This is a genomic window from Pseudomonas sp. MOIL14HWK12:I1 (assembly GCF_000510705.1).
Lineage (GTDB): Bacteria > Pseudomonadota > Gammaproteobacteria > Pseudomonadales > Pseudomonadaceae > Chryseomonas > Chryseomonas oryzihabitans.
This window is the reverse complement of the sequence record NZ_AZNY01000009.1, coordinates 268,299-292,839: the sequence shown is the minus strand read 5'-3', so window position 1 is coordinate 292,839 and position 24,541 is coordinate 268,299. Positions and strand designations below refer to the sequence as shown.

Genomic DNA, 24,541 nt, shown 5'->3' with positions numbered 1-24,541 from the left:
GGTAGCGGCTAGAGCCCCGGGTGGTCAGCAGAAGCGGCCCGGGCGCCGTTTCGTCTCCGGACAGCTCGTCTGACGGCTGACAACTGCCGCGGACAGGCCCGGTCACTGCAGTGTTCGACGTGACTAGCCTGGAGACCACCATGAGCGACGACAAGATCACTCTCACGACCCGCCAGGGTCATCCGGTACGGGACAACCAAAGCCTGCGCAGCGTGGGCGAGCGGGGCCCCGCCACGCTGGAAAACTACCAGTTCATCGAGAAGATCACCCATTTCGATCGGGAGCGGGTGCCCGAGCGAGTGGTGCATGCCCGGGGCACCGCCGCCCATGGCTGGTTCGAGGCCTATGGCACCATCGGCGACGAACCCGCCAGCCGCTACACCTGTGCCAAGGTGCTGACCAAAACCGGGGTGAAGACGCCGGTCTTCCTGAGGTTCTCCACCGTCATCGGGGCCAAGGAGTCGCCCGAGACCGCGCGCGATCCGCGGGGCTTCGCGATCAAGTTCTATACCGAGGACGGCAACTGGGATCTGGTGGGCAACAACCTGAAGGTGTTCTTCATTCGCGACGCCATCAAGTTTCCCGACATGATCCATGCCTTCAAGCCCGACCCCATCACCAATCGCCAGGAGCCCTGGCGCTTCTACGATTTCGTCCAGCATCACCCGGAAGCGCTGCACATGGTGACCTGGGTGAAGAGCCCCTGGGGCATCCCGGCGGACTATCGGCACATGCAGGGTTCCAGCGTGAACACCTACAAGCTGGTCAACGACCAGGGCGTGGCGGTGCTGTGCAAGTTCTCCTTCGAGCCCAAGCAGGGCATCCGGAATCTCACCAGCGAGCAGGCGGCCGAAATCCAGAAGTACGACGTGGGCCATGCCAGTCGGGATCTCTACGACGCCATCGAGCGGGGTGACTATCCCGAGTGGGAGATGTGCGTGCAGATCATGACGGACGAGGCGCACGACGAACTGCCCTTCGATCCCCTGGACGACACCAAGCGCTGGCCGGAAGACCAGTTTCCCCTGTTGCCGGTGGGCCGGCTGGTGCTGGATCGCAATCCCTCGAACGTCTTCGCCGAAACCGAGCAGGCCGCCTTCGGTACGGGAGTGCTGGTGGAGGGCATCGACTTTTCCGACGACAAGATGCTGCAGGGGCGGACCCTGTCCTATTCCGATACCCAGCGCTATCGGGTCGGCGCCAACTATCTGCAATTGCCGATCAATGCGCCCAAATGCCCCTACGCCACCAATCAGCGCGATGGCCAGATGGCGCTGCAGGTGGATCGCAGCGGGAGCAATCCCCACGTCAATTACGAGCCCAGCTCCCAGGGTGGCCTGAGCGAGGCGCCGCGGCCGCAGCACGAGTATCGTCAATGGATCGAAGGCCATCTGGGGCGCTATCAATCCCGCAAGACGGCTGCTGACTACCAGCAGACCGGTGCGCGCTATCGCAGCTTCGAAGACTGGGAAAGGGACGATCTCATCGCCAACCTGGTCGCCGACATGCAGGCCTGTCCCGCAGACATCCAGTTGCGCATGGTCTGGCACTTCTGGCACTGCGATCCGGACTATGGCACCCGGGTGGCCCAGGGCGCCGGCATCGACCTGGAAAGGGCCAAGGCGCTACCGAATCTGCCGGGCCATCCTGCGCCCAACGAGGACGTGGCTGAACCCACCTACCAGGGTGGGGAACGGGAAAGCCGTTGACGCGGGCGCCGTCGCCTGCGGCTGAAGCCGAGGCGACCCGGCGGACAGGCGCCGCCGGGGTCCGGCCCGCTCAATTCAGCGTTTTATCGCGTTCGAACCGCGCCCAGCAGCGGTCGAAGTCGGCCTGCCAGTCCGGCAGGGCGTTCGGCAGGACCGCTTCGACCTTGCTGCAGTCGAGGCAGGAATAGAGCGGTCGCGTCGCCGGCGTGGGGTAGTGTTCGGTCGTGGTGGGATAGAGGCGGGCGCGTAGTTCGCCGCGTCGCTTCAGGCGCGCGGCGATGGCGGCGGCGAAGCCGTACCAGGAGGTTTGGCCTGCATTGGTCAGGTGATAGAGACCGCCGACATCGCCATGCTCCAGCAGACGTTCGACCAGTTGGCGGGTGGCCGTGGCGATCGTAGGCGCCCAGGTGGGGGCGCCGAGTTGATCCTCCACCACATGGAGTTCGTCGCGCTCGGCCAGCAGCTGGCGCATGGTGTTGAAGAAGCACTGGCCGTCATGGGAGTAGACCCAGGAGGTGCGCAGCACCAGGGCGCGGCCCCCGGCCGCCAGTACCGCCTGTTCGCCCGCCAGCTTGGAGCGGCCATAGACGCTCAGGGGCGCCGGCGCGCAAGCCTCGGTATAGGGCTGATGCCCGCGGCCATCGAAGACGTAGTCGGATGAATAGTGCACGAAGGGGATATCCCGCTCACGCGCCAACTCGGCCAGGATCTGCGGTGCCCGGGCGTTGATCGCCTCGGCGCGTTCGATTTCCGCCTCAGCCTGATCCACGGCGGTATAGGCGGCGGCGTTGAGGATGAGGTCGGGTTCCAGCCGGTCGAAGGCCGCGCGCAGTTGCCCGGTCCGGGCCAGATCGAGATCCGCCTGACCCAGCACGGTCAATTGATGGGTGCTACCGAACTCGCGCTGCAAGGCGCGCGAAACTTGGCCGGAACGGCCAGTGATCACAATATTCATGAAAGCATGCCTGAACGTCTTCTGCGGAAGACGTACGTCCTGTCGATCGATTCCTGAAAAGCCCTGGGCTTTTCCCACACGAATCAACGCCTGCCGCGCGAGGCGACAAAACGAGGATTCCGATCATCTTTCCTGGGGAAAGATGGCAGCCGCAGACTATGGCGGAGTGGGCATCGACAGGATGGACAGGGTGGTCATGCTGGGACTCGAGCAAGGGTACGCGGCTAGGACTGCCGTCTGTCGGCAGAGTTCAGCGGGGTACCAGGGACAGTGGCAGCAGCTTGCCAAGCTGGAGTCCGGACGTCGAGGCAGTTAGCAGCGCGGTATGGAGAACCTGTTCAAGTTCGCGGATGTTTCCCGGCCAGGGATAGGCGATCAGCGCGGCTTCGTCCTCAGCCGTCAATTCCGGGGGTGTCCGGTCGAGACGTTCGGCATGCAGTCTGAGGAAATGCCGGGCGAGGGGGAGCAGATCGGCCGGTCGCTCGCGCAGGGGCGGTACTGCCACCTGCCCCGGCGCCAGGCGTTGCCAGAGGCGTTCGTCGAAATGGCCGGCTGCGACGGCCAGCGCCAGATCGATACTGGAGCCGGCGATCAGGCGGACGTCCACCGAGGTGCGCTGACTGCTGCCGAGCCGCAGGATGCTTCCGTCGGACAGGACCTCGACCAGCTCCTCCTGCAGCGGGCGGGAGAGGTCGGCGATCTCGTCGAGATAGAGGCTGCCCTCGTGGGCGGTACCGAACCAGCCCACCCGACTGCCCGAGGTGCCGGCATAGGCGCGTGGAACATAGCCAAAGAGTTCGGCCGCAGCATGCCGACGACTGAGCGAGGCGCAATCGAGGCTGCTGAACAGTCCGGTGCGGCCGCTGCGCTCGTGAAGCCGTCGCGCCAGCAACTCGCGCCCGGTGCCCCATTCGCCCGTTAGCACCACGGGGGAGGGGTGCGGCGCCAGGGCATCCAGGTGCTCGAGCAGTTGCCGCGAACGCGGGTCGGCGAAGGCCAGGGCCTTGGCGCGGATGGTCAGGGAGCTTTGTTGCTCCGCGGGCACGATCAGGAGGTCGGAGGAGAGCGTCGGCATGGCGAAATCGCGGGCAGTCAAAGCCCCATAGTAGCGGCTATTTAATATATCTAAAAATAAGCGTTAGCTATTTTTTAATATCGATTGGTTTTTTGGGCGGAGCGCGATCCTTGGTACTCGGCATGCAGGGAATCCCTGTGTCGGCCACGGGGTCTCTTGAACGGCCGGGAGACTCACTGTATGGACGTTCTGTCGTGTCGCCCACTCGGCACCACCGTCGTCAGAGTAAGGCGATCGGCGCTATCCTGCCGCTCCGGAACAAGAGGAAAAGAGGTCAGATGGCTTCCTTGCGTGCGCCCTGTCCGCCTGGCGTCTGTACCTGCGAGCGCGACGCCGTGCTGGCCGATCCGGCCGCCGATGCGCGGGCGCTGTTGCTCAATCGCCAGGAAGAACAGCGCCTGCTGGAGCGCCTGGAAAACGTCACCAGCGTGGCCGATCTGCAGCGCCTGCAACGACGCCTGCAGGAGCAACTCGGCATCCAGCTGGAGATCGAGCCAGGGCCGGGAGAGGTACGCAGCGCGCGTGGCATGCTCATCGAGCTGCAGCCACGACCGGGACTGTGTCGCAAGCTCCATCAGACGATACCGGCCGCGGTGCGCCGCGGTCTCAATCAGCGTCCGGAAGTGCTCTTCGCCCTGCTCAACGCCAACGACCTGCTGCGCGACGCCTGAACGCCTTCAGTCAGGCGCCTTGAAGCGGATCCAGGTCGGCGCATGGTCGCTGGTCTTTTCCAGGTCGCGTACCCAGCGATGCACCCCGGCTTCCTGCAGGGACTTCTGCAGCGCCGGACTCAGCAACAGATGATCGATACGCAGACCGGCGTTGCGCTGCCAGCGTTGGCGGAAATAGTCCCAGTAGGTGTAGATCGCCTCATCCGGATGGCAGGCGCGCAAGGCGTCCAGCCAGCCCTGGTCCAGCAGCCGTTCGAAGCAGGCGCGACTCTCGGGTTGCAGCAAGGCGTCCTTGCGCCAGGATTTCGGGTCGTAGATGTCATGGTCGGTCGGCACCACGTTGTAGTCGCCTGCCAGCACCACGGGATGCCCACTCGCCATCAGTCCCTGGGCATGCTCGATGAAGCGCTCGAACCAGGCCAGCTTGTAATCGAACTTGGGGCCCGGCCAGGGATTGCCATTGGGTAGATATAGGCTGGCGACGACCACGCCCTTGACCGCGGCTTCCAGATAGCGGCGCTGGGGATCGTCGGTCATTCCTGGCAGGCCCCGGCGAACCTCCAGTGGCCGGTCATCGCGCGCCAGGATGGCGACCCCGTTCCAGGAGGGCTGGCCGTCCCAGAGCGCACCGTAGCCCGCAGCTTCCAGCTCCGCCTGCGGGAAGTCGGCAGACTTCGCTTTCAGTTCCTGCAGGCAAACGATGTCGGGCTGCTCCCGCTCCAGCCACTGCAGGAGGATGGGCAACCGGGCACGAATGCCGTTGACGTTATAGGTCGCAAGGGTAAGGGAGGTCATGAAGTGCTCCGGAAGCGGTTATAGCCATGACCCGAACGAGATATGAGCAGTTCCTCAGCCATATTTATGTGATCTGTTTCACGTTAATTTGCGACTTACTTTTTTTGGCACCTTCGGGAACTTTTGGTCGGTTGTCGGATTGTTCCGGAAATAAATTTGACGGCGGACTTGCATCGGCGCGCTGATGATTAGTGGTGAATGGATTCACCCATCGGAGCCGATGAACGGTAGTTATAGAAAAGCCTTTAAAATCAAAAGCTTTTTAAACTTATCAATGATGTCTAAATAGTGGCCATAGTAAAGCACTATGAAGTTGGCATGTGGCTTGTATAGCTGGACATGCCTGGAGGCAACGTCGCGCTTGGCAACATGGCGCGACTCTTCTCTCACTTCATATCGGCCAGTGTTCAGGGAGCGGGCTGTCGATTTAGCGCAGTTGGTGATGATGAATCCATCCTTCCTGAAGTTTTCCCGCAGAGCAGCCCAGGTGCTGCCCTTCGTTGCCGCCCTGACCCTGGCTACCGGTGCCAAGGCCGAGCAGGTCAATCTGGTCGGCCTGAACCTGTCCGGCGCCGGTTTCGCTGGCCAGGTACTACCGGGCGTCAACGGCACCCACTACATCTTTCCCGTCGAGGCCTACTTCAAGCAGTGGAGCGGCAAGGGCATCAAGCTGATCCGCTTCCCGATCATCTGGGAGCGCCTGCAACCAGTGCTGGGCGGTCCGCTGGACCCGACCTATGCGGCGCTGGTGGACCAGACCTTCGCCAATGCGCAGAAATACGGCATGCGCATCATCCTCGATCTGCACAACTACACCTTCTATCGCGGATCGGTGATCGGCAGCGCAGCGGTTCCCTATGACCGCTACCAGGAGATCATGACCCGGATCGCCCAGCGCTGGAGCAGTCAGCCCTCGCTGTACGCCTACGACATCATGAACGAGCCCCACGATTCCATGGCCCAGTGGCCGATCGCCGCCCAGTACGGCATCAACGGGGTCCGCGCGGTCGACAAGACCAAGCCGATCATGATCGAAGGCAACGGCTGGTCGGAAGCGACCCGCTGGCCGCTGTGGAACGACTCCCTGCTGGCGCTCAAGGATCCGTCCGACAACCTGATCTTCCAGGCGCATTCCTATTTCGATGAAAGCGCCGGCGGCAACTACACCGGCATCGATGTCGGCAAGCTGAGCCTGGACTATGGCGTGGAGCGGGTGCGGCCCTTCGTCGAGTGGCTGAAGAAGAACAAGAAGAAGGGCATGATCGGCGAATTCGGCGTGCCGGATAACGATCCCCGCTGGCTGCCGCTGATGGACCGGATGCTGGCCTATCTCAAGCAGAACTGCATTCCCGCCACCTACTGGGCCGCCGGCCCGGGTTGGGGCAACTATTTCCTGTCGGTAGAGCCGATCAATGGCGTCGACCGGCCGCAATGGCCGACCCTGAAGAAGTACATCGATGACAGCAGCTGCACCGCCATCGGCCCGCTGGCCAGTGGGTCCGGCAGCACGCCAGCCAGCGGTACCGGTGCCACGGGCGGCTCCAGCGGCTCCACCGGCAGCAGCGGTGGCCCCACCAGCGGCAATGCCGGCTCGAACAGCGGTGGCAGCTCGGGCACCGGCGCCTCCGCGGGCACCGGCAACACCGGCGGCTCGACCACGACCGGGGTGACCACCTCGATCAACGATTTCACCAACGAGGACTGGCTGCACGGCGTCTATCGCAAGGCGGCCGGTTTCTCCATTCCGGCGTCGGCGGCCAACGTGGGCGCCTTCAAGGTGGGCGCGCAGATCACGCCGGCCGATGGCAAGAGCTACAAGGTGACCTATGCCCAGGTCGTCGGCAGCAACATGAGTGTCTTCATCGAGAGTCCGCAGCTCGATGGCAATGCCTACGGCTATCCCAAGACCCTGAAGACCGGGACCACCACCTCCGGCACGCCGACGACGGTGCCGGGGACCACGACGGGCTCTACGGGCAGTACCGGCAGTACCGGCAGCGCCAGTTCGGGCAGCAACTCGGGCAGTGCGACGCCGGTCGTGACGACGCCAGTGGCCGAGGTGAAGCCTGCGACCGGCAGCGGCAGCACGGGCTCCTCGGGTGCCACCACGCCGGCCACCGGTTCGACGACCACACCCACGGGATCGACCGGCACGCCCGCCAACAGCGCCAAGCTCAACCTGGTGGGGCTGAATTTCTCGGGTGCCGCCTTTGCACCCCAGACGCTGCCCGGGGTTCTCAACGTCAACTACATCATGCCGGGCGAGGCGAATTTCCAGCAGTGGAGCGCCAAGGGCGTGCGGCTCATCCGCTTCCCGGTGATCTGGGAGCGCCTGCAGACCCGCTTCTTCGGTAGCCTGGAAGGAGCCTACACCCAGCAGGTCACCCAGGTGCTGGAGCTGGCCAAGAAGTACAACATGAAGGTGATCCTGGCGCTGGACAACGGCGGCCGCTACAAGGGCATCCTGATCGGCACCGGTACCGTCACCAACTTCAACTACTGGGATCTGATGTACCGCCTGGCCTACCAGTGGGGCAACCATGCCGCGCTCTATGGCTATGACATCATGGGCAAGCCCAATGGCGCCGACAGCAGCTGGCCGGTGACGGCCCAGTCCGGCATCGACGGCGTCCGCACCATGGACCGCACCCACCCGGTGATCGTCCAGGGCAATGCCTGGGGTAGCGCGGCCAACTGGCCCGGGGTGAGCAATGCCTTGCTCAATCTGAAGGATCCGGCCAACAACATCGTCTACGCGGCCAACGTCTACCTCGACGAGGACGGCAGTGGCACCTATGCCACCCAGAATCCGAGCACCATCGATCCGCAGGTCGGGGTCAATCGGGTCAAGCCCTTCGTCGAATGGCTCAAGCGCAATGGCAAGCGGGGCATGATCGCCGAGTTCGGCGTACCCGCAGGCGACAGCCGCTGGCTGACCGCCACCGACAATATGCTGGCCTATCTGCAGCAGAACTGCATGCCGCTGACCTACTGGGCGGCCGGTCCCGGCTGGGGTGCTTCCGCGCTGGCGGTGGAGCCGGTCAATGGCGTGGAGCGTCCGCAGTGGCCGACGCTGAAGAAATACGTCGATGCCAGCAACAGCTGCACGGCGGTAGGCCCGCGTTAGCTTTTACCGCGTGTGTCCTGAAGGCGACGAACCTCCTCGGGTTCGTCGCCTTTTTTCTTGATCGTTCGGTGAGGAAAGATGCGCTTTTCACGCCTTGCACTGATGCATTCGCGAGACGAAACGGCTCTGCAGCGGTGGTCTAAGGGACGACGAACGGCTATAGCTCGACTTGTCGGGGCACGGTTAGAGTCCATTTGACACCCCAAGCACAAGGAGTAGGTGCCATGACGCAAACCACCCAGCAGCGGCTGCAGACGCTTGAAGAGCAGATCCGCAGTCATCGACAGGACCTTGCCCGGAGCCGTCAGAGCTTTCAGGAGCAATTCGTCATCTACACCCGCCAGTTCGCCCGGCTGAGCGTGCTCGAAGCCCAGCTCGAGTTGGTGCGCCGCAATACCAAGACGCCGAGCTGAAGTCGGCCAGACCTCAATCGTCGCGTGTCAGGACTTCCAGCAATTCGATTTCGAACCTCAGGTTGGCATGTGGCTTGATCAGCGCTCCGACCTGGCGTTCGCCATAGGCGAGGGCCGCCGGTACCTCCAGGCGTCGCTTGCCGCCGACCCGCATGCCCATCAGGCCCTGATCCCAGCCCTTGATCACCCGGCCAGTACCGATGACGCACTGGAAGGGCCGTCCCTTGGCGCGGGAGGAATCGAACAGGGTGCCGTCGTCCAGCCAGCCCTCATAGTAGGTGGTGATCAGGGCGCCCTTGACCACCGCCTTGCCGTCGCCCACCACCAGATCCTCTATCCGCAATTCGTCACTCATCGCCATGCTCCAGGCAAAAGCCGGATTCTAGCCTGGGCGCGGCGTCCTGGCGGGGCGACTTACTCCGGTACGTCACCGAACAGGCCGGCCTGGTAGTCGCGGATCGCCTGACGGATCTCCTCGGCGCTGTTCATCACGAAAGGGCCGTGGGCGACGATGGGCTCGGCGAAGGGCGCCGCATGGCCATAGAGCAGCACGGCGCCGTCGCGACTGCCGATGTCGATGTGGTCGCCATCATCGGCGAATTCGAACAGCTGCCATGGCGCTTCGTCCTGGCCGGCGATCTGCACGGTGCCGCGCACGCCATAGCAGAACACCGAGTTGCCGGCCGGGGCGGGCAGGGTGACGCGGCCACCCGGGGCGATCTCGACGGTCATCAGGGTGATGGGTGTCGGGGTGGCCACGGCGCCCTGGATACCCTCATGGCTGCCCGATGCCAGGTGCAGGCGTACCCGGCCGCTATCGGCCTCGATCAGGGGCAGGTCCGCGGCGGAAACGCCGTGGTAGGCCGGCGGCGTGAACTTGAGGCGGGCGGGAAGATTGACCCACAGCTGCAGGATCTCCAGGTCACCACCATCGCGCTTGAAGGCGGCGGGCGACAGCTCGGCATGCACCAGGCCGCTGCCCGCGGTCATCCACTGGATGCCCCCGGCTTCGATGACGCTCTCATGGCCGCCGCTGTCGCGGTGGGCGAGCGAACCGGAGAGGATGAAGGTCACCGTCTCGAAGCCGCGATGGGGATGAGGACCAAAGGGCAGACCGGCATTGTGCGGCGGATAGACCTGCGGACCGTGGTGATTGAGGAACAGGAAGGGGTCCAGATGGGGCAGGCCGGGGCCGGGTAGCGGTCGCCGGGTCTGGAGGTCGCCGATGTCGTCACGCCGGGCGGAATGGCGGTGCAGCAGGGTACGGGCGGTCATGCGGAGGCCTCGCGGAACAAAACCCCAGTGTAAGGCGCTCCATGGCCTGTCGGTACCCCGCCGGGTATGGCCACCCTTCAGATGGAGAAGCGGACCTCGCGTTCCGGCCGGGGCGCGAGCGGCCGACGGTGATTGACCACCAGTTCGCCGATACGGATCAGGTGGGCACGGGTGACGTTGCGGCTCAGCCCCAGCAGGCGGGCGGTGTGGACCTGGTTGCGATGGCAGAAGCGGTAGGCGGCGCGGACCAGGGCATCTTCGACGCGCTCGTGCAGGGCCTCCGGTTGCTCTTCGAACAACTGGGCGAAGGCGTCGGTCAGCAGGCTGTCCACCGGCGCCGCCTCGGTCGGGCGCGGCGCCGCCGGGACCAGGCTGGGACGCTGGACGAACGACAGGTCACCGGCATCCAGCAGGCCCTGGGGTTTGAGCAGCAGGGCGTGCTGCAGGGTGTTTTCCAGTTCGCGGATATTGCCCGGCCAGGGGTGCTCCAGCAGGCGTCGCTCGGCCGCGGGACTCAGGGACACCGCCGCCTGGGCATAGGCATGGAGGAAGTGCCGGGCCAGCGGCAGGATATCGCCCTGGCGCTGGCGCAGCGGCAACAGCGGCAGGCTGACCACATTGAGGCGGTACCAGAGGTCTTCGCGGAAGGTGCCTTCGGCCACCGCCCGCTCCAGCGGGACGTTGGTGGCGGCGATGATCCGCACGTTCAGCGGCACACTGCGGCGAGAGCCCAGCCGCACCACCTCGCGCTCCTGCAGGACGCGCAGCAGCTTCACCTGCACCGACAGCGGCAGGTCGCCGATCTCATCGAGAAACAGGGTGCCGCCGTTGGCCTCCTCGAACCAGCCGGCGCGCGCGGCCAGGGCGCCGGTGAAGGCGCCCTTTTCGTGACCGAACAACTCCGCCTCGACCAGGCTCTCGGCGAAGGCGCCGCAATTGACGGCGACGAAGGGGCCGGCATGGCGGTGACTGAGCGCATGGATATGCCGGGCGATCAGTTCCTTGCCGGTGCCGGTTTCGCCGATCACCAGCACGCTGGCGTCGCTCGGGGCGATCTTTTCCAGGTGGGCGAGCAGGTCGCGCGACTTGGGATCGGCGAACACCTGGGCCGTTGCCCGGTAGCGGGGCACCTCGGGTGTGCGCGTCAGGGTCAGCAGGGTCATCGCGGCTCCTCAGGAGTAGAAACTGGGGGTGGGCAGGGTGTCGTTGAGGGCCCAGTCGCCCAGCTCGTGCAGCTTGTAGTCGACCGGATCGTGCAGGGTCTGGGTGCGCAGGTTGCGCCAGTAGCGATCCAGGCGCAGGGCACCGGCGGTGGCCCGGGCCCCGCCCACCTCGAACAGGCGGCTGGCGAGATCGAGGCCGTGACGACTGGCGGCGACCTTGGCCGTGGCGATGGCGATGGCCAGTTCGCCCCGTGCCGCGGCGGTCAGCGCGGTGCCCTGCTGCCAGGCCTGGGCGAAGGCGCCGTTGGCGCGCTCCACCAGCAGCCGGCTGCTCTCCAGGGCCACCCAGAATTCTCCGTAGTGGCGCAGGATGTAGGGGTCTTCGCTGGCGCTGGCCGCCGTGGACTTGAACCAGGGACGCGCCTGGGTGGTGGTGTAGCGGCGCGCCTCGGCGAAGGCGCCTTCGGCCAGGCCGAGAAAGATATTGGCGAAGATCAGCTGGGCCAGCAGCGGCCGCAGGCAGGCGAAGGGGGTGCTCAGCGGGCCAGGATCGAGCAGCCATTCCTGTGGTTCGACCCGTACGCCGTCGAACCGCGCGCTGCCGCTGTCGGTCTGGCGCTGGCCGTTGTTGTCCCAGTCGTCGAACAGCTGGATGCCGGCACGGCCGGTGGATACCACGGCGATCAGCAGGCGTCCGCTGTCATCGTTTTCCAGCGCGGAAAGCAGCAACAGATCCGAATCCAGGGCGCCACTGCAAAAGCTCTTCTGGCCATCCACCTGCCAGGCATCGCCGCTGCGGCGGGCGAGGGTACGGCGATCCAGGGGATTGAGGGCATTCCCCCAGAACAGACCATCGCGCGCGGTGCCCTCCAGCCAGGGTCGCCACTGCGAGGGCTGGCCGAACAGCTGGGCGGTGGCCAGCAGCAGGTGATGGAAGCCGAAGACGTGGGCCAGGGAGCTGTCGACCCGGGCCAGTCGCCGCACCGCCTCCAGCGTTTGATCCCAGGAGGCGCCGAGGCCGCCCAGTTCCGTAGGAATGCTCAGGGCCAGGAGACCGCTCTGGCGCAGGGCATCGCGCTCGGCCTTGGGCGTGCCGCCCTGACGATCACGTTCCGCCGCGGTGGCAGCGAAGCGCTCCAGCAGGGGAAGGAGGGGGTCCAGCAGGGAATCGGACATGGGGGACTCTTGCAATGGAGAGAGCAGACAGGCGTTAGAACGTAATGCCGGCCAAACCCTGAGTTGAAATATTTTTTTGTTATTAGTTAATGGCCCGCCGCCATCCATCTTTCATTCCGGACATCTGGTCATTGTCCTGCTGACGGCATTAAAGGCCTGACTAATCCCGGTCGATACAGCGGTAACCTAATCTCCCAACCAGGGGCGTGTCATGTTCAACAAAGGCCTAAAACAAGAACTGCAGCGCCTCCGCGAGCAGGTGGATTCCTTCAAGCGGCTGAAGGCCGAGCTCGACGTGGAAATGCTGGGCCTGGAACTGGATGGCCGCGGGTGCATCTCCGCGGTGAACGCCAACTTCGAAAAGGAGATGGGCGTGCGCGCCGCGGATGTGCTGGGACGCCCCCTGGCGGACCTCATTCCGGCGCACGTCCGCAACCAGGAATACAGCCGCCGACTGCAGCAGGCCCTGAGCCGCGGCGAGCCCTACAGCGGTGCCCTGCATCTCTTGCGTGGCGACGGTCAGGAAGCCTGGTTGCGCGGCATCCTGCACCCCTTCCATGACAGCCAGGGCCAGGTGACGCGCTTCCGACTGTTCTGCAACAACCTGACGCGAACCATCGAGACCTCGCGCGAGCACGAAAGCCTGCTCAAGGCGCTGCGCCGTTCCACGGCGGTCATCGAGTTCAACCTCCAGGGCGAGGTGCTCGATGCCAACGAAAGATTCCTGCAGGCCATGGGTTATTCCCTGGCGCAGATCAAGGGCAAGCACCACCGGCTGTTCTGCGAGCCGGCCGAGGCCAATTCCGAGGCCTACGAGCAATTCTGGGCGCGCCTGCGTCGCGGCGAATTCGTCGTGGATCGCTTCAAGCGCCTGGATGCCCATGGCCGCGACGTCTGGCTGGAAGCCTCCTACAACCCGGTGATCGATGCCCATGACCGGTTGTACAAGGTGGTCAAGTTCGCCACCGTGATCACCGATCAGGTCCAGCAGGAGCAGGCGGTGTCCGAAGCCGCCAGCGTAGCCTTCGAGACCTCCCAGCATACCGATGACACGGCCCGCAAAGGCGCGGCGGTGGCGCAGCAGACGGTGGAGGTGATGCGCGCCCTGGCCACCCAGATGCAGGAAGCGGTGAAGGGCATCGAGGCGCTGGACAACCAGTCCCAGGTGATCGGGACCATCATCAAGACCATCAGCGGCATCGCCGAACAGACCAACCTGCTGGCGCTCAACGCGGCCATCGAGGCGGCCCGGGCCGGTGAGCAGGGTCGTGGTTTCGCCGTGGTGGCCGACGAGGTCAGGCAACTGGCCTCGCGCACCAGCAAGGCGACCGAGGAGATCGTCGGAGTGGTGCAGCAAAACCAGCAACTGGCCGGCGAGGCGGTGACGGTGATCGAGAACGGTCGGCGCCAGGCCGAGCAGGGCCTGGAACTGGCGGGGCAGGCCGGCCAGGTGATCGTGGAGATCCAGGATGGCGCCCAGCGAGTGGTCGGCGCCGTGGGGCGTTTCGCCCGCCAGCTGTCGAACTGATCCGGCGCGCTGAATGCACAACGGCAACCCCAGGGTTGCCGTTGTGCATTCTGGTGGTCAGCCCTGCTTGCTGCCGCCGCCGATCTGCCAGACAAAGGGTGGTTCGCTGCCGTCGATCGCCCAGGCGCCGACGATGCGCTCCTTGTAGATCAGCGGATTGTGCGAGGCGGCGGTACGGGCGTTGCGCCAGTGTCGATCGAGCCCCTTGCGGGTGCTGGTGGCCGACGCGCCCAGGGCATTGAACAGGTCACTGGTGGCCCGCAGCACCAGCTCGGCGACCGCCGACTGCGCCTGGGCCGATTCCAGCTCCGCCGCCACGTTGGCCTCATGCTCGGCGGCGGCATCCCCGGCATAGCGGGCCTCGAAGGCGGCCTGGGCCGCCGCGGCGGCGGCCAGGGTAGCGGCTTCGGCGGCATAGACGAAGGCCGAGGCCTTGCCCACCACCTGCTGCACCTGGGGATCGGCACTGGCCGCGCTGGCATTGCCATGGCTGTAGACCCGCGTGCGCCCGCGCACTTCGCCGGCGAATTCGCGCACGGCGGCCTGGCCGCTGCCGGTGATCACGGCCAGCAGCACCAGCTGGTAGAAGGCGGTCTGGTACTTGAAGCGGGTAGCGAAGTCGATGAGATTCTCGGGCGCCACCCGTACGTTTTCGAACACCGAGGTGCCGCTGGCGGTGGTGCGCTGGCCGAAGCCGTCCCAGTCGTCGGACTGGCGCACGCCCGGCTGGTCGGTGCGGATGGCGGCGATGACGTCGCCGCCGGTGTCGTCGCGCTGGGCATAGACGTCGATCCAGTCGGCGAACAGGCTGCCGGTGCTGTAGTACTTGGTGCCGTTGAGGCGCCATTCGCCGTCCCGTTGGCTGACCCGGGTGATGACCTCGCCGAGCTTGACCGTGCCGATCTCGGTCCAGGCGTTGCCCACCAGGTCGCCGGCGACGAAGCGCTCGAACCAGACCCGCTGGGAGGTGCTGGCATGGGCGTTGAGGCGGTCCTCGACAAAGGCGAAGTGGCCGCGCAGGGCCTGGGGCAGATTGCTGTCGGCGGCCGCCAGCTCGATCAGCAGCCGAACCAGTTGCGGCAGGCTGGCACCGCTGCCGCCGAATTCCACCGGCACCCGCACGGCGCCGAAGCCGGCGTCCTTGAGCCAGGCGACGGGCGCATAGGGCAGGTTGCGGTTGCGTTCGCGTTCCAGGGCGCCTTCGGCGATGCGCGCAAAGAGCGGACGGAAGCGGGCGGCCAGTTGTTCGTAGTCGGGGCTGGGCGCAGGGCTGGGCGGCAGATGGCGAGCGGGCAGATTCATGGTGATCCTCGGCGATTGGAAGGTCGACGCCAGAGGCTTTGCAAGAGCGCTGCCAGGGCCTGAAAGGCCGTTTTCTCGGGGTTTGCGGGCTCCGGGCTGCCTGGCCAGCAGCAGGAGTGCCTGGCCACTGTTGCCCGGGCGACAGTGGGGCGGCCGCGCTAGACTGAGCTTTTGCCCGGAGCCCCCATGGACCTCCTGTTTCTCGGCACCTCGGCCGGGGTGCCCACTCGGCGGCGCAATGTCTCGGCCCTGGCCCTGATCGAGGACCAGGGCAAAGACTGGTTTCTCGTCGATTGCGGCGAGGCGACCCAGCACCAGCTGCTGCGTACCCCCTTGTCGGCAGCGGATCTGCGCGCCATCTGCATCACCCATGTCCATGGCGACCACTGCTATGGCCTGCCGGGGCTGTTGGCCAGCGCCGCCATGACCGGACGCAGCCAGCCGCTGGTGCTGATCGCGCCCCAGGCGGTGGCGGACTGGCTCGCCGCCACCCAGGCGCTGACCGGACTGCACCTGCCCTTCGAACTGCGCTTCCACGCCCTGGAAGACTTCGCGGGCGTCTCCGTCGGGGCCTGGGATATCGACGCCTTCGCGCTTTCCCACCGGGTGCCCAGTCACGCCTTTCGCTTCCGCGAGACCCGCCGGCCGCAGCGCCTCGATCCCGCGGCCCTGGCGGCGGCCGGGGTACCGCGTGGCCCGCTGTGGGGCCGGCTGCATGGCGGCGAGGATGTGCTGCACGAAGGCCGCCTGCTGCGCAGCGCCGACTTCCTGCAGGCGGCCCATGGCGAACGACGGCTGGTGGTGGCGGGGGACAACGACGCGCCCGCCTTGCTGACGGAGGCCTGCCAGGGCGCTCAGCTGCTGGTCCATGAAGCCACCTATGCCCAGGCGCAAATCGACAAGACCGGGCAGAGCTGGGGCCACAGCAGCGCGGCGGGCGTCGCCCGTTTCGCCGAGGCGCAGGCGCTGCCGGCCCTGCTGCTCACCCATTTCAGTCCGCGCTACCAGGCCGAGGCGGGGCGTTCGCCGTCCATCGACGACCTGCGCCAGGAGGCTGCGGCCTGTTACCGCGGCAACCTGCAGCTGGCCGAGGATTTCGCGCGCTTTCGTTTGGATCGCCAGGGCCGGCTGAAAGCCCTGGACCAGAGCGGCCGGGCAGAGGCTGGCGACCGGAACCCGATAGGAATTTGAACTCTTTCGGTCTTGTCTGACCTTTGCGCCTTGGGCATAGTGCGAACGTTTATCATTCCAGGATCGATTCGATCCCTCGCACCTCGTCCCTAGGAGAAGCAAATGGCGGTGTCTTTCAACAAGGTCTCGACGCTGGGCGCCATGGCGCTGCTGTCCCTGGCAGTGGCAGCCTGTTCCAATCGCCCGGAGGCACCGACGCCACCGCCACCCGCGCCGGCGCCCGTTGCCGCGCAACCCGCCGCGCCTCAGGCCCCGGCCGAACTCAAGCGCATCGAGCTGGGCTACGGCGTCTATGAGCTGGCCTACAGCCCGGCCAAGCAGTCGGTCTATGCGGCGACCGCCCAGTTGACCAAGGGCGTCACCGGTGGGGTGATCTATCAGCTGGATCCGGCCACCCTGGCCATCACCGGCCAGATCCACACCGATCTGAAGAACTTCGCCCTGACCACCGATGCCAGTGGCGAGACGCTGTTCGTCACCAACTCCCTGGACGGCGGCCTCAGCCGTATCGACCTGCGCACCGGCAAGGTGGAGAAGCGGCTGAAATTCAACGAGATGGGGCGTGACGGCCATCCGGTCAATCCGCGCCAGGTCATTCTCCACGACGGCTTGCTGTACGTCGGCGGGGTCGGCGATCCGGGCGTGATCTGGGTGGTGGACGCCAAGACCCTGACCCTCAAGGCGCGCATTCCCAATGCCGGCAAGTGGGTGACCGGCCTGCTGTACTCCGAGGACACCGGGCGCCTCTATGCGGCCAACGGCAGCGGCGAAGTGCTGGTGATCAATCCGCGCACCCGCAAGATCGAGCACCGCTGGACGCCGGGCGATGGCGGCAAGTACCTCTTGCTGAACCTGGCCGAGGATCGCGCGAACCACCAGCTGTTCGTGACCGACAACTCCGAAGCCAAGACCGTGCTGGTCTTCGATATCCGCAGCGGCAAGGTGATCAAGCGCCTGCCGGTGGGCGATGCCCTGGCCATCAAACTCAACACCACCCGCAACGAGCTGTACATCACCCAGCGCGAGACCGGTCGCTTGCTGATCCTCGACGCCACCACCTACGCCGAGAAGAAGGCCTACGACCTCAAGCCCAACCCCAACAGCCTGCTGGTCAGCCCGGATGGCCAGACGCTGTATGCGACGGTGAAGACCCCCTTCGACAAGGAATACATGAACACCGCGCCGGAAAGCGTGGTGCGCATCGACCTCTCCGCGGTGAAGTAAACCGCGCCGCCCGGGCCGCCGCTGCGTCCTGCTGCGGTGGCCAAGGGCTTCCCAAGTCCGCCGGCTTGCTCTTGAATGCGGGGGTCCCCCCACCCAGGAGCCGCCGCCTTGTCCGCCACCGATCTCAGCCTGCTGCCGCTGCTGGACGCCTCCTACCGCCACTGGCTCGGTCAGCCGCTGCCGCGTCCTGTCGGCTTGCCTGAGGCCGACGTCCCTGCCTGGTTGCACGAGCAGGCACCCTATGCCCTGCTGGCCCACGGTACCGAGAGCGATCCGCTGTTCTGCTACGCCAACCGGCAGGCGCTGAGCTGCTTCGGCTATCCCCGCGCCCAATTCATCGGCATGCCTTCGCGTTACAGCGCCTCGCCCAGGGACCGCGACGAGCGTCAGCGCCTGATGGAGGCGGTGGGGCGCCAGGGCTATGCCTCAGGCTACGAAGGCTGGCGCGTCGACAAGGCGGGAGAGGCCTTCCAGATCCATGCGGGGGTAGTGTGGAATCTGATCGATCCCGAAGGTACGCGGCGGGGGCAGGCGGCGCTGTTCTGGCCGGATCCGCAGCTGATCGGGCAGGTGGAGTGAGGCCGGATTGTTGGGCTCGGCTGCGCGCGGAAGATCGAATTCGTGGACAAGGCTGCGCCGTTGTCACCCTACGCATGCCCCCGCCGTAGGGTGGAAAACCGCGTAGCGTTTTCCACGCGAGTTAACTGAGGGAGAGGGTTAGGGGGTAAGGGGGACCACAACCCTCACTCATCCTCGACGATCAGCACCACCAGATCCTTGGGCCCGTGGGCGCCATAGGCCAGCACCTGTTCGATGTCGGCGGTCTTGGACGGCCCGGAGATCAGCAGGGCGTTGGTCGGCATGCCGTCCTGCCAGCGGTGCCGTTGCTGCAACTCGTAGAAGTTGTCCACCACGGTGCTGGCCCTGAGCAGGGCGATATGCAGCGGGGGCACCAGGCTCATCAGGCGCGGTTCCTGGCGATCCGGCCAGAGCACCAGGCTGCCGGTGGCGGCCAGGGCGCCCAGGGTGCCGGTGAGGCTGGCCGGGGTGTCGTTGAACAGCTCGGCCTTCCATTCTTCCACGGGGCGATCATAGGCCTTCCAGCGCGGTGAGCCGTCGCCCTGCCAGCGCTCCACCAGGCGCGCGCCGTGGGGCGTGCCGGGGGCGATCAGCAGTTGGTCCAGCCCCCGTTCGGCGAGGATGCGCTCGACCAGCGTCGGCCAGTCCGCCGCGGTGGTCAAATGGGTTTCGGTATGCACCGTTTCCATCAGGGTACGCAGGCGGGCGACGCGCTCTTCAGGCGGATAGCGCCAGGGTTCGGTCACCAGGGCTTCGTCGAAGGTGTCCGCCAGCGGCTGGGTGCCCTGCAGACTGCCGCGCAGCTTGGCGAGGATGTTGTCGCGGGCGCTCATGGGCGTTTCTCCAGGTGTTCGCGGGCCAATTCGTGCAGCGAGCGGGATGCCGGCCTGGGCGCGCTGTGGTGTTCCGTCCAGGGGCCGAGCTGGCCCGGGGTGAAGCGGCCGAAGCGGGTGGCCAGGTAGCTGAAGCCACGGTAGAGCAGCGGCGAGGTGTAGAGGTTCTGCCAGGCGTGCCAGGTCCAGCGCTCCCGGGCGGAGAACTTGCTGCCCTGGCCGCGCAGCAGGTGCGGCTCGGCTTCGGGGGCCTTGACGTTCTCTTCGCGCAATCGCCGCAACAGCGCCGGAATCGGGATCTTGACCGGGCAGACCTCGCCGCAGGCGCCGCACAGCGAGGAGGCGCTGGGATGATCGGGTGCGCGCTCCAGGCCGACCAGGTGCGGGGTGATGATGGCGCCGATGGGACCGGGATAGACCTCGCCATAGGCGTGGCCGCCAATGCGGGTATAGACCGGGCAGTGATTCATGCAGGCGCCGCAGCGGATGCAGTTGAGGGTCTGGCGCAATTCGCTGTCGGCGAAGGCCTGGCTGCGACCATTGTCCAGCAGCACCAGGTGCACCTCGCGCGGGCCGTCCAGTTCCCCGGCCTTGCGCGGACCGGAGATCATGTTGACGTAGGTGGTGATCGGCTGGCCCAGGGCGGAGCGGGTCAGCAGCGACAGCAGCGGCACCACGTCGCGCAGATTCTCCACCACCTTCTCGATGCCGGTCACGGCGATGTGCACCGGCGGCACCGTGGTGGACATTCGCCCATTGCCCTCGTTTTCCACCAGCAGCAGGGTGCCGGTCTCGGCCACGGCGAAGTTGACCCCGGAGATGCCGATGTCGGCTTCGAAGAATTTCTGCCGCAGCACCCGCCGACCGGTCTGGATGAGTTCGTCGACGTCGGTGGTGTAGGGCTCGTCCAGATGCTCGTGGAAGAGGGTGCCGACCTGCTGCCGGTTGAGGTGGATGGCCGGCATGATGATGTGCGACGGCTTCTCGCCGGCGAGCTGGATGATGTACTCGCCCATGTCCGACTCCAGGCAGTCGATGCCCTGGGCGCCGAGGACGTGGTTCATGTCCATCTCTTCGCTGACCATGGACTTGCCCTTGATCAGCAGTTTGGCCGCATGGCGCTCGGCGATCTGCTGGACGATGGCGTTGGCCTCGGCCGTGGTCTCGGCCCAGTGCACCTGGACGCCATTGCGCGTGAGGTTAGCCTCCAGGCGTTCCAGCAGCTCCGGCAGCTTGGACAGCGCCCGGGCACGGGTGCGATTGCCCAGTTCGCGCAGGCGCTCGCGCTCGTCGGCATCGCTCATGCTGGCCAGGCGCTTGGTCATCAGCGAATCCATGGCCGTGCGGAAGTTGCGCCTGAGCTGGTCGTCGCCCAGGGCCTGCCGCGCACGGGTCTTGAAGGGAGGCGCTTCGCTGAGGTCGGTGAGGGGGATCTTCAGCATCTCGTTCATGCGGCACCTCCGATACGGCGCCAGAGAAAGCTCGCCAGATGTTCGCCACGCAGGGCGGCGCGCTGCTTTTCCAGGGCGCCGTTAATGTTCATCAGGCACCCGCAGTCGGCGGTGAGCACCTGGGCCGCGCCGCTGTCCTGCAGGGCACGGGTCTTGTCCGCCACCATGGCACCGGAGATGTCCGGCATCCGCACCGAGAAGGTGCCGCCAAAGCCGCAGCATTCGCTTTCGTGGTCATGGTCGACACGCTCCACGGCCTCTAGCTGGCCGAGCAGGGCGCGGCCGTGCAGGTGGGTCTGCATCTCGCGGCGGGCGCTGCAGGAGGTGTGCAGCGCCACCTTGGTCGGAGCGCCGCGATCCTGGTAGTCGACCTGGCAGACGTGCAGCAGGAATTCCGCGAGCTCGTAGGTGCGCTCGGCCAGATCCTGCACCTGACGCAGGGTCTCGGGTTCGTCGGCGAACAGCTCGGCATAGTGATGGCGCAGCATGCCGGCGCAGGAGCCGGAAGGCACCACCACCGGCCAGGGCTCGGCGAACAGCGCCAGCTGGGTGCGCGCCACGGCGCGGGCCTCCTCGGTGTAGCCCGAGGTGTAGGCCGGCTGGCCGCAGCAACTCTGCGCCTGGGGGAAATGCACGCGCAGGCCTTCGCGCTCCAGCAGGCGGATGCTGTCCATGCCGGCTTCGGGATAGAAGAGGTCCACCACGCAGGTGCCGAACAGATACACCTGGGTCGGCTTCTGCTGCGGATAGGTCCGCGGCGGCGCCAGTGGTGGCGCGGTGCGGGTGGCGTTGGGGGCGGCGTTGTAGAAAAGATCGTTCATCAGGCGTCACTCCGGGTTGGCCCGGTAATAAGAGGACCGGCGACGGCCTGAACCGCCGCCGGGAACCGCGTGATCAGTGAACCAGCATGCCGGTGAACACATAGGCCTGCGCCAGGGTGATCAACCCGACCAGCACGGCGAAGCCGATGCTGTGGCGCACGGTGAAGCGGAACAGGTCGGACTCCTTGCCCACCATGCCGGTGGCGGCGCAGGCCACAGCGATGGATTGCGGCGAGATCATCTTGCCGGTCACGCCGCCGGAGCTGTTGGCCGCCACCAGCAGGGTGTCGGAAACACCGATCTGGTGCGCGGTGGTGGCCTGCAGCGAGCCGAACAGGGCGTTGGACGAGGTATCCGAACCCGTCAGGAACACCCCCAGCCAGCCCAGCAGCGGCGAGAAGAAGGGGAACAGCGCGCCGGTACCGGCCAGCAGCAGGGCCAGGGTGGTGGACATGCCCGAGTAGTTGACGACGAAGGCGAAGGCCAGCACCAGTCCGATGGACAGGATCGGCTTGCGCAACTCCACCAGGGTTTCCTTGAACACGCCCAGGGCGGTCGAGGGCTTGATACGGAAGATGGCCATGGAGATCAGCGCCGAGATCAGGATGGCGGTGCCGGAGGCCGACAGCAGATCGAGCTTGTAGACCGCCGGCATCGGCGTCGGCGTGGCCACGATCGGCAGCGTCTTGAGCACCAGCTTGTCCAGGTAGGGCACCGGCACGTTGATCACCAGGGCATAGAGGGCACCGCCGCTGGCGAACAGCGCCTTGAAGGCCTTGGTGGTCCAGATCGTCACCACCACGGTGAGGATCAGGAACGGCGACCAGGCCTTGATCACGGTGCCCAGGGAATGTTCCGGCGGCAGCCGACCGCCGCTGCCGAAGCCGGCCCCACCGCCCAGTATGGCGGCGCCGCCACCGCCACCGACCACCGCAGTCGCACCCGCGGTGGCGTGCTGCGGCTGGCGCAGCTTCAGATAGCCGGTGAGGGCGATCATGGCGGCCAGCGACGAGGTGATGTCGGGCAGTTCCGGACCGATGAAGTTGGAGGTCAGGTACTGGAACACGGCAAAGGTGCCGCCGCAGATCAGCGCCGGCTTCCAGGTTTCCCGCAGGCCGCGCATGCCGTCCATCATGAACATCAGCCACAGCGGCACCAGCAGCGACAGCAGCGGCAGCTGGCGGCCGGTCATGGCGCCGATCTTGAAGGCGTCGATGCCGGTCACCTGGCCAGCGACGATGGTCGGGATGCCCAGGGCGCCGAAGGCCACCGGCGCGGTGTTGGCGATCAGGCAGAGCCCGGCCGCCTTCAGCGGATTGTGGCCCAGGCCCACCAGCAGCGCGGCGGTGATGGCCACCGGCGCGCCGAAACCGGCCGCACCTTCCAGGAAGGCGCCGAAGCAGAAGCCGATCAGCAGCACCTGCAGGCGTTGATCGTCGGTGATCGACAGCACCGAGCTGCGGATGATGTCGAACTGGCCGCACTTGACCGTCAGCTTGTAGAGGAACACCGCCGTGACGATGATCCAGGCGATGGGCCAGAGGCCGTAGAGGAAACCGTAGCCGGCCGAGGCCAGCGCCTTGTCCACCGGCATGCGATAGACGAACAGGGCGATGAGCAGGGCGATCGCCAGGGTGAGGGCGCCCGCCACATGGCCCTTGAGTCTCAGACCGGCGAGGGCGACGAAAAAGAACAGAATGGGCAAGGCGGCGACGAAGGCCGAAAGGCCCAGGCTGCCAAGGGGGAGATAGATCTGTTGCCAGGTTTCCATCGGGTGCTCCTTGATTGTTTTTGTAGGGAGGCGGCAGGACGGGGTTGCACAAGATCGCGACCTGTGGCAAAAATTGGTAATACCAATTTACAAGGGCGACTTCACGCACGTTAAGCGGGGTCTTTGTGCCTGTCAAACCCCTTGATGTGCGACTTTCGTCGGCCCAGCTGTTCCGCCTGGCGGACGGCCGCTGCTGTCCGCAGCATTTTTCGAGGTTTTTCATGGGGTTCGAACCGGTCAAGCAACGTCGTCTGTCCGACGACATCGTCAAGCACCTGGAGGCGCTGATCGCCGAAGGCTCGCTGCGCCCTGGCGAGCGCCTGCCGGCCGAGCGGGTGCTGGCCGAGCGCTTCGGGGTGTCGCGACCCTCGCTGCGCGAAGCCATCCAGAAGCTGATCGCGCGCGGCCTGCTGCTCAGCCGGCAGGGCGGCGGTACCTATGTCACCGAGGCGCTCAACAGCGCCTTCACCGATCCCCTGCTGCCGCTGCTGGAAAGCCGCGAGGAAACCCGCCGCGATCTGCTGGAATTTCGCCACACCCTGGAAAGCGCCTGCGCCTACTACGCCGCCCAGCGCGCCACCGAGCCGGACCTGGCGCGGCTGACCCTGGCCTGGGAGCGCCTGGAGGACTGCTACCGCCGGCGCGAGACCCTCACCCGGGAGGAAGAGGGCGAGGCCGATGCCGCCTTTCACCTGGCCATCGCCGAGGCCAGCCACAACGCCGTTTACCTGCACAGCATCCGCAGCCTGTTCGAATTGCTGCGCCACCACATGGTGACCAACATCGGCGGGATGCACGCCCAACGGGGTGAGACCCGCGAGCGACTGCTGGAGCAACACCGGGCGCTCTACCAGGCGATTGTTGCGGGGGAAGCGGAGAATGCACGCGAGGCGGCGAGCCGCCATCTGGGCTACGTGAGAGAGGTTCTGGAGGAGGCCGGCGCCATGGCAGGCCGTCTAGCACGGGCCAAACGGCGCGATGAGCTCTAAAAAAAATCTGGCGTGAAATATCATGATGTCATTATGCTAGTAGCATAAATTGAGCGTCCGCGGCTAAAGTTTAGCGTTCCAGAGCTGATAACCCGGTCACACCTTCCCGCCTTCGCTGGCGTCTAGACCGGTACCCTCCTGTGGAACACGCCTCTTCTTCGCCCTCGCTCGTCGACCTTACCTTCACTCCTGCATTGCTCGGTGCATGCAGCACCGGGGCAATCCTGTTCGTGGGCGGCGTGACGCCGACCACCCTGGCCCTGAGTGCCACCCAGGTGGTCCTGGCCGCCGGGCTGGGCTTCTGGCAACTGCGTCGCGCCCAGGCGCGCCAGGCAGAGTGCGCCGCCGAGCAGGCCGTGAGCCAGAGCCCCGCCAGCGGTCGAGACGAAGCCCTCGAAGCGCTTTGCGTGGCTGTACTGCCAGTCTGGTCCGAGCAGATCGAAGCCGCGCGGGCCCACACCGAGCAGGAAATCGTCAGCCTGACCAGTCGCTT

At 66.0% G+C, this 24,541-nt stretch carries 21 protein-coding genes and 1 pseudogene; 10 read left to right on the top strand and 12 right to left on the bottom strand.

The window, feature by feature from the left end:
* Window positions 1-140: 140 nt before the first annotated feature.
* Window positions 141-1,709 carry a catalase gene (locus tag PSEK12I1_RS0108675; protein WP_027601294.1) on the top strand — a complete coding sequence of 523 codons (1,569 nt, stop codon included), beginning with the start codon at window positions 141-143 and terminating at the stop codon, window positions 1,707-1,709.
* Window positions 1,710-1,779: 70 nt separating this feature from the next.
* Here the strand turns inward: PSEK12I1_RS0108675 and rfbD are convergent, their stop codons facing one another.
* Together rfbD and PSEK12I1_RS0108665 are read right to left on the bottom strand one after the other, a co-directional pair.
* Window positions 1,780-2,664, bottom strand: coding sequence for a dTDP-4-dehydrorhamnose reductase (gene rfbD / locus PSEK12I1_RS0108670; protein ID WP_027601293.1), 885 nt, complete (start codon window positions 2,662-2,664; stop codon window positions 1,780-1,782).
* A gap of 250 nt (window positions 2,665-2,914) precedes the next feature.
* Window positions 2,915-3,739: a sigma-54 dependent transcriptional regulator gene (locus PSEK12I1_RS0108665; protein ID WP_231501049.1), complete on the bottom strand. Its 825-nt coding sequence runs from the start codon at window positions 3,737-3,739 to the stop codon at window positions 2,915-2,917.
* A gap of 278 nt (window positions 3,740-4,017) precedes the next feature.
* Between PSEK12I1_RS0108665 and PSEK12I1_RS0108660 the strand changes: the two genes are divergently transcribed.
* Complete coding sequence (locus PSEK12I1_RS0108660) at window positions 4,018-4,410, top strand: hypothetical protein (protein ID WP_007162782.1); 393 nt, start codon at window positions 4,018-4,020, stop codon at window positions 4,408-4,410.
* Between the two features lie 6 nt (window positions 4,411-4,416).
* On the opposite strand, the gene xth is transcribed toward PSEK12I1_RS0108660, so the two are convergent.
* On the bottom strand, window positions 4,417-5,205 hold the full coding sequence (gene xth, locus PSEK12I1_RS0108655; RefSeq protein WP_027601291.1) for an exodeoxyribonuclease III: 789 nt from the start codon (window positions 5,203-5,205) through the stop codon (window positions 4,417-4,419).
* Window positions 5,206-5,647: 442 nt separating this feature from the next.
* Between xth and PSEK12I1_RS0108650 the strand changes: the two genes are divergently transcribed.
* The gene (locus PSEK12I1_RS0108650) at window positions 5,648-8,332 is read left to right on the top strand and encodes a glycoside hydrolase family 5 protein (RefSeq protein WP_027601290.1); all 2,685 of its coding nucleotides are present in this window, start codon (window positions 5,648-5,650) and stop codon (window positions 8,330-8,332) included.
* 224 nt (window positions 8,333-8,556) lie between these two features.
* Window positions 8,557-8,745 (top strand): hypothetical protein, encoded by a 189-nt coding sequence (locus PSEK12I1_RS0108645; RefSeq protein WP_027597626.1) that lies wholly within the window; start codon window positions 8,557-8,559, stop codon window positions 8,743-8,745.
* 13 nt (window positions 8,746-8,758) lie between these two features.
* On the opposite strand, the gene PSEK12I1_RS0108640 is transcribed toward PSEK12I1_RS0108645, so the two are convergent.
* The 4 genes from PSEK12I1_RS0108640 to PSEK12I1_RS0108625 all read right to left on the bottom strand — a co-directional run bounded on the left by PSEK12I1_RS0108640 (window position 8,759) and on the right by PSEK12I1_RS0108625 (window position 12,374).
* The gene (locus PSEK12I1_RS0108640; protein ID WP_027601289.1) at window positions 8,759-9,100 is read right to left on the bottom strand and encodes an FKBP-type peptidyl-prolyl cis-trans isomerase; all 342 of its coding nucleotides are present in this window, start codon (window positions 9,098-9,100) and stop codon (window positions 8,759-8,761) included.
* 59 nt (window positions 9,101-9,159) lie between these two features.
* Window positions 9,160-10,020: a pirin family protein gene (locus PSEK12I1_RS0108635; RefSeq protein ID WP_027601288.1), complete on the bottom strand. Its 861-nt coding sequence runs from the start codon at window positions 10,018-10,020 to the stop codon at window positions 9,160-9,162.
* A 77-nt stretch (window positions 10,021-10,097) separates the two neighbouring features.
* On the bottom strand, window positions 10,098-11,183 hold the full coding sequence (locus tag PSEK12I1_RS0108630) for a sigma-54-dependent Fis family transcriptional regulator (RefSeq protein WP_027601287.1): 1,086 nt from the start codon (window positions 11,181-11,183) through the stop codon (window positions 10,098-10,100).
* A gap of 9 nt (window positions 11,184-11,192) precedes the next feature.
* Window positions 11,193-12,374, bottom strand: a complete 1,182-nt coding sequence (locus tag PSEK12I1_RS0108625) for an acyl-CoA dehydrogenase family protein (RefSeq protein ID WP_371099715.1) — start codon at window positions 12,372-12,374, stop codon at window positions 11,193-11,195.
* 196 nt (window positions 12,375-12,570) lie between these two features.
* On the opposite strand from PSEK12I1_RS0108625, the pseudogene PSEK12I1_RS25305 reads away from it, so the two are divergent.
* Together PSEK12I1_RS25305 and PSEK12I1_RS25300 are read left to right on the top strand one after the other, a co-directional pair.
* Window positions 12,571-13,347 (top strand): annotated as a pseudogene (locus PSEK12I1_RS25305) (PAS domain-containing protein); the annotation flags it as partial.
* A gap of 108 nt (window positions 13,348-13,455) precedes the next feature.
* Window positions 13,456-13,887 carry a methyl-accepting chemotaxis protein gene (locus tag PSEK12I1_RS25300; RefSeq protein WP_371099722.1) on the top strand — a complete coding sequence of 144 codons (432 nt, stop codon included), beginning with the start codon at window positions 13,456-13,458 and terminating at the stop codon, window positions 13,885-13,887.
* Between the two features lie 57 nt (window positions 13,888-13,944).
* Here the strand turns inward: PSEK12I1_RS25300 and PSEK12I1_RS0108615 are convergent, their stop codons facing one another.
* Complete coding sequence (locus PSEK12I1_RS0108615; RefSeq protein WP_027601284.1) at window positions 13,945-15,189, bottom strand: acyl-CoA dehydrogenase family protein; 1,245 nt, start codon at window positions 15,187-15,189, stop codon at window positions 13,945-13,947.
* Between the two features lie 186 nt (window positions 15,190-15,375).
* On the opposite strand from PSEK12I1_RS0108615, the gene PSEK12I1_RS0108610 reads away from it, so the two are divergent.
* From PSEK12I1_RS0108610 to PSEK12I1_RS0108600, 3 genes are all read left to right on the top strand, one after another.
* Window positions 15,376-16,380: a ribonuclease Z gene (locus tag PSEK12I1_RS0108610; RefSeq protein ID WP_027601283.1), complete on the top strand. Its 1,005-nt coding sequence runs from the start codon at window positions 15,376-15,378 to the stop codon at window positions 16,378-16,380.
* A 102-nt stretch (window positions 16,381-16,482) separates the two neighbouring features.
* Window positions 16,483-17,604, top strand: a complete 1,122-nt coding sequence (locus tag PSEK12I1_RS0108605; protein ID WP_007162793.1) for a YncE family protein — start codon at window positions 16,483-16,485, stop codon at window positions 17,602-17,604.
* A gap of 108 nt (window positions 17,605-17,712) precedes the next feature.
* Window positions 17,713-18,183, top strand: coding sequence for an MEKHLA domain-containing protein (locus PSEK12I1_RS0108600; RefSeq protein ID WP_037006833.1), 471 nt, complete (start codon window positions 17,713-17,715; stop codon window positions 18,181-18,183).
* A gap of 164 nt (window positions 18,184-18,347) precedes the next feature.
* Here PSEK12I1_RS0108600 and PSEK12I1_RS0108595 read toward each other — a convergent pair whose 3' ends face one another.
* From PSEK12I1_RS0108595 to PSEK12I1_RS0108580, 4 genes are all read right to left on the bottom strand, one after another.
* On the bottom strand, window positions 18,348-19,016 hold the full coding sequence (locus PSEK12I1_RS0108595; RefSeq protein ID WP_027601281.1) for a lactate utilization protein C: 669 nt from the start codon (window positions 19,014-19,016) through the stop codon (window positions 18,348-18,350).
* A complete protein-coding gene (locus PSEK12I1_RS0108590) occupies window positions 19,013-20,467 on the bottom strand; it encodes a LutB/LldF family L-lactate oxidation iron-sulfur protein (protein ID WP_027597635.1) in 1,455 nt (484 codons plus the stop codon). The genes PSEK12I1_RS0108595 and PSEK12I1_RS0108590 overlap by 4 nt, the downstream gene beginning before the upstream one ends.
* Window positions 20,464-21,288: a (Fe-S)-binding protein gene (locus tag PSEK12I1_RS0108585; protein ID WP_007162121.1), complete on the bottom strand. Its 825-nt coding sequence runs from the start codon at window positions 21,286-21,288 to the stop codon at window positions 20,464-20,466. The genes PSEK12I1_RS0108590 and PSEK12I1_RS0108585 overlap by 4 nt, the downstream gene beginning before the upstream one ends.
* Window positions 21,289-21,361: 73 nt before the next feature.
* Window positions 21,362-23,059, bottom strand: a complete 1,698-nt coding sequence (locus PSEK12I1_RS0108580; protein ID WP_027601280.1) for a lactate permease LctP family transporter — start codon at window positions 23,057-23,059, stop codon at window positions 21,362-21,364.
* A 221-nt stretch (window positions 23,060-23,280) separates the two neighbouring features.
* Between PSEK12I1_RS0108580 and PSEK12I1_RS0108575 the strand changes: the two genes are divergently transcribed.
* Complete coding sequence (locus tag PSEK12I1_RS0108575) at window positions 23,281-24,048, top strand: FCD domain-containing protein (RefSeq protein ID WP_027597638.1); 768 nt, start codon at window positions 23,281-23,283, stop codon at window positions 24,046-24,048.
* The last annotated feature ends 493 nt before the right edge of the window (window positions 24,049-24,541 follow it).

Coding starts and splice junctions, on each gene's coding strand:
- PSEK12I1_RS0108675 (WP_027601294.1), top strand. CDS start 141: ATGAGCGACGACAAGATCACTCTCACGACCCGCCAGGGTCATCCGGTA.
- rfbD (WP_027601293.1), bottom strand. CDS start 2,664: ATGAATATTGTGATCACTGGCCGTTCCGGCCAAGTTTCGCGCGCCTTG.
- PSEK12I1_RS0108665 (WP_231501049.1), bottom strand. CDS start 3,739: ATGCCGACGCTCTCCTCCGACCTCCTGATCGTGCCCGCGGAGCAACAA.
- PSEK12I1_RS0108660 (WP_007162782.1), top strand. CDS start 4,018: ATGGCTTCCTTGCGTGCGCCCTGTCCGCCTGGCGTCTGTACCTGCGAG.
- xth (WP_027601291.1), bottom strand. CDS start 5,205: ATGACCTCCCTTACCCTTGCGACCTATAACGTCAACGGCATTCGTGCC.
- PSEK12I1_RS0108650 (WP_027601290.1), top strand. CDS start 5,648: ATGATGAATCCATCCTTCCTGAAGTTTTCCCGCAGAGCAGCCCAGGTG.
- PSEK12I1_RS0108645 (WP_027597626.1), top strand. CDS start 8,557: ATGACGCAAACCACCCAGCAGCGGCTGCAGACGCTTGAAGAGCAGATC.
- PSEK12I1_RS0108640 (WP_027601289.1), bottom strand. CDS start 9,100: ATGAGTGACGAATTGCGGATAGAGGATCTGGTGGTGGGCGACGGCAAG.
- PSEK12I1_RS0108635 (WP_027601288.1), bottom strand. CDS start 10,020: ATGACCGCCCGTACCCTGCTGCACCGCCATTCCGCCCGGCGTGACGAC.
- PSEK12I1_RS0108630 (WP_027601287.1), bottom strand. CDS start 11,183: ATGACCCTGCTGACCCTGACGCGCACACCCGAGGTGCCCCGCTACCGG.
- PSEK12I1_RS25300 (WP_371099722.1), top strand. CDS start 13,456: ATGCGCGCCCTGGCCACCCAGATGCAGGAAGCGGTGAAGGGCATCGAG.
- PSEK12I1_RS0108615 (WP_027601284.1), bottom strand. CDS start 15,189: ATGAATCTGCCCGCTCGCCATCTGCCGCCCAGCCCTGCGCCCAGCCCC.
- PSEK12I1_RS0108610 (WP_027601283.1), top strand. CDS start 15,376: ATGGACCTCCTGTTTCTCGGCACCTCGGCCGGGGTGCCCACTCGGCGG.
- PSEK12I1_RS0108605 (WP_007162793.1), top strand. CDS start 16,483: ATGGCGGTGTCTTTCAACAAGGTCTCGACGCTGGGCGCCATGGCGCTG.
- PSEK12I1_RS0108595 (WP_027601281.1), bottom strand. CDS start 19,016: ATGAGCGCCCGCGACAACATCCTCGCCAAGCTGCGCGGCAGTCTGCAG.
- PSEK12I1_RS0108590 (WP_027597635.1), bottom strand. CDS start 20,467: ATGAACGAGATGCTGAAGATCCCCCTCACCGACCTCAGCGAAGCGCCT.
- PSEK12I1_RS0108585 (WP_007162121.1), bottom strand. CDS start 21,288: ATGAACGATCTTTTCTACAACGCCGCCCCCAACGCCACCCGCACCGCG.
- PSEK12I1_RS0108580 (WP_027601280.1), bottom strand. CDS start 23,059: ATGGAAACCTGGCAACAGATCTATCTCCCCCTTGGCAGCCTGGGCCTT.
- PSEK12I1_RS0108575 (WP_027597638.1), top strand. CDS start 23,281: ATGGGGTTCGAACCGGTCAAGCAACGTCGTCTGTCCGACGACATCGTC.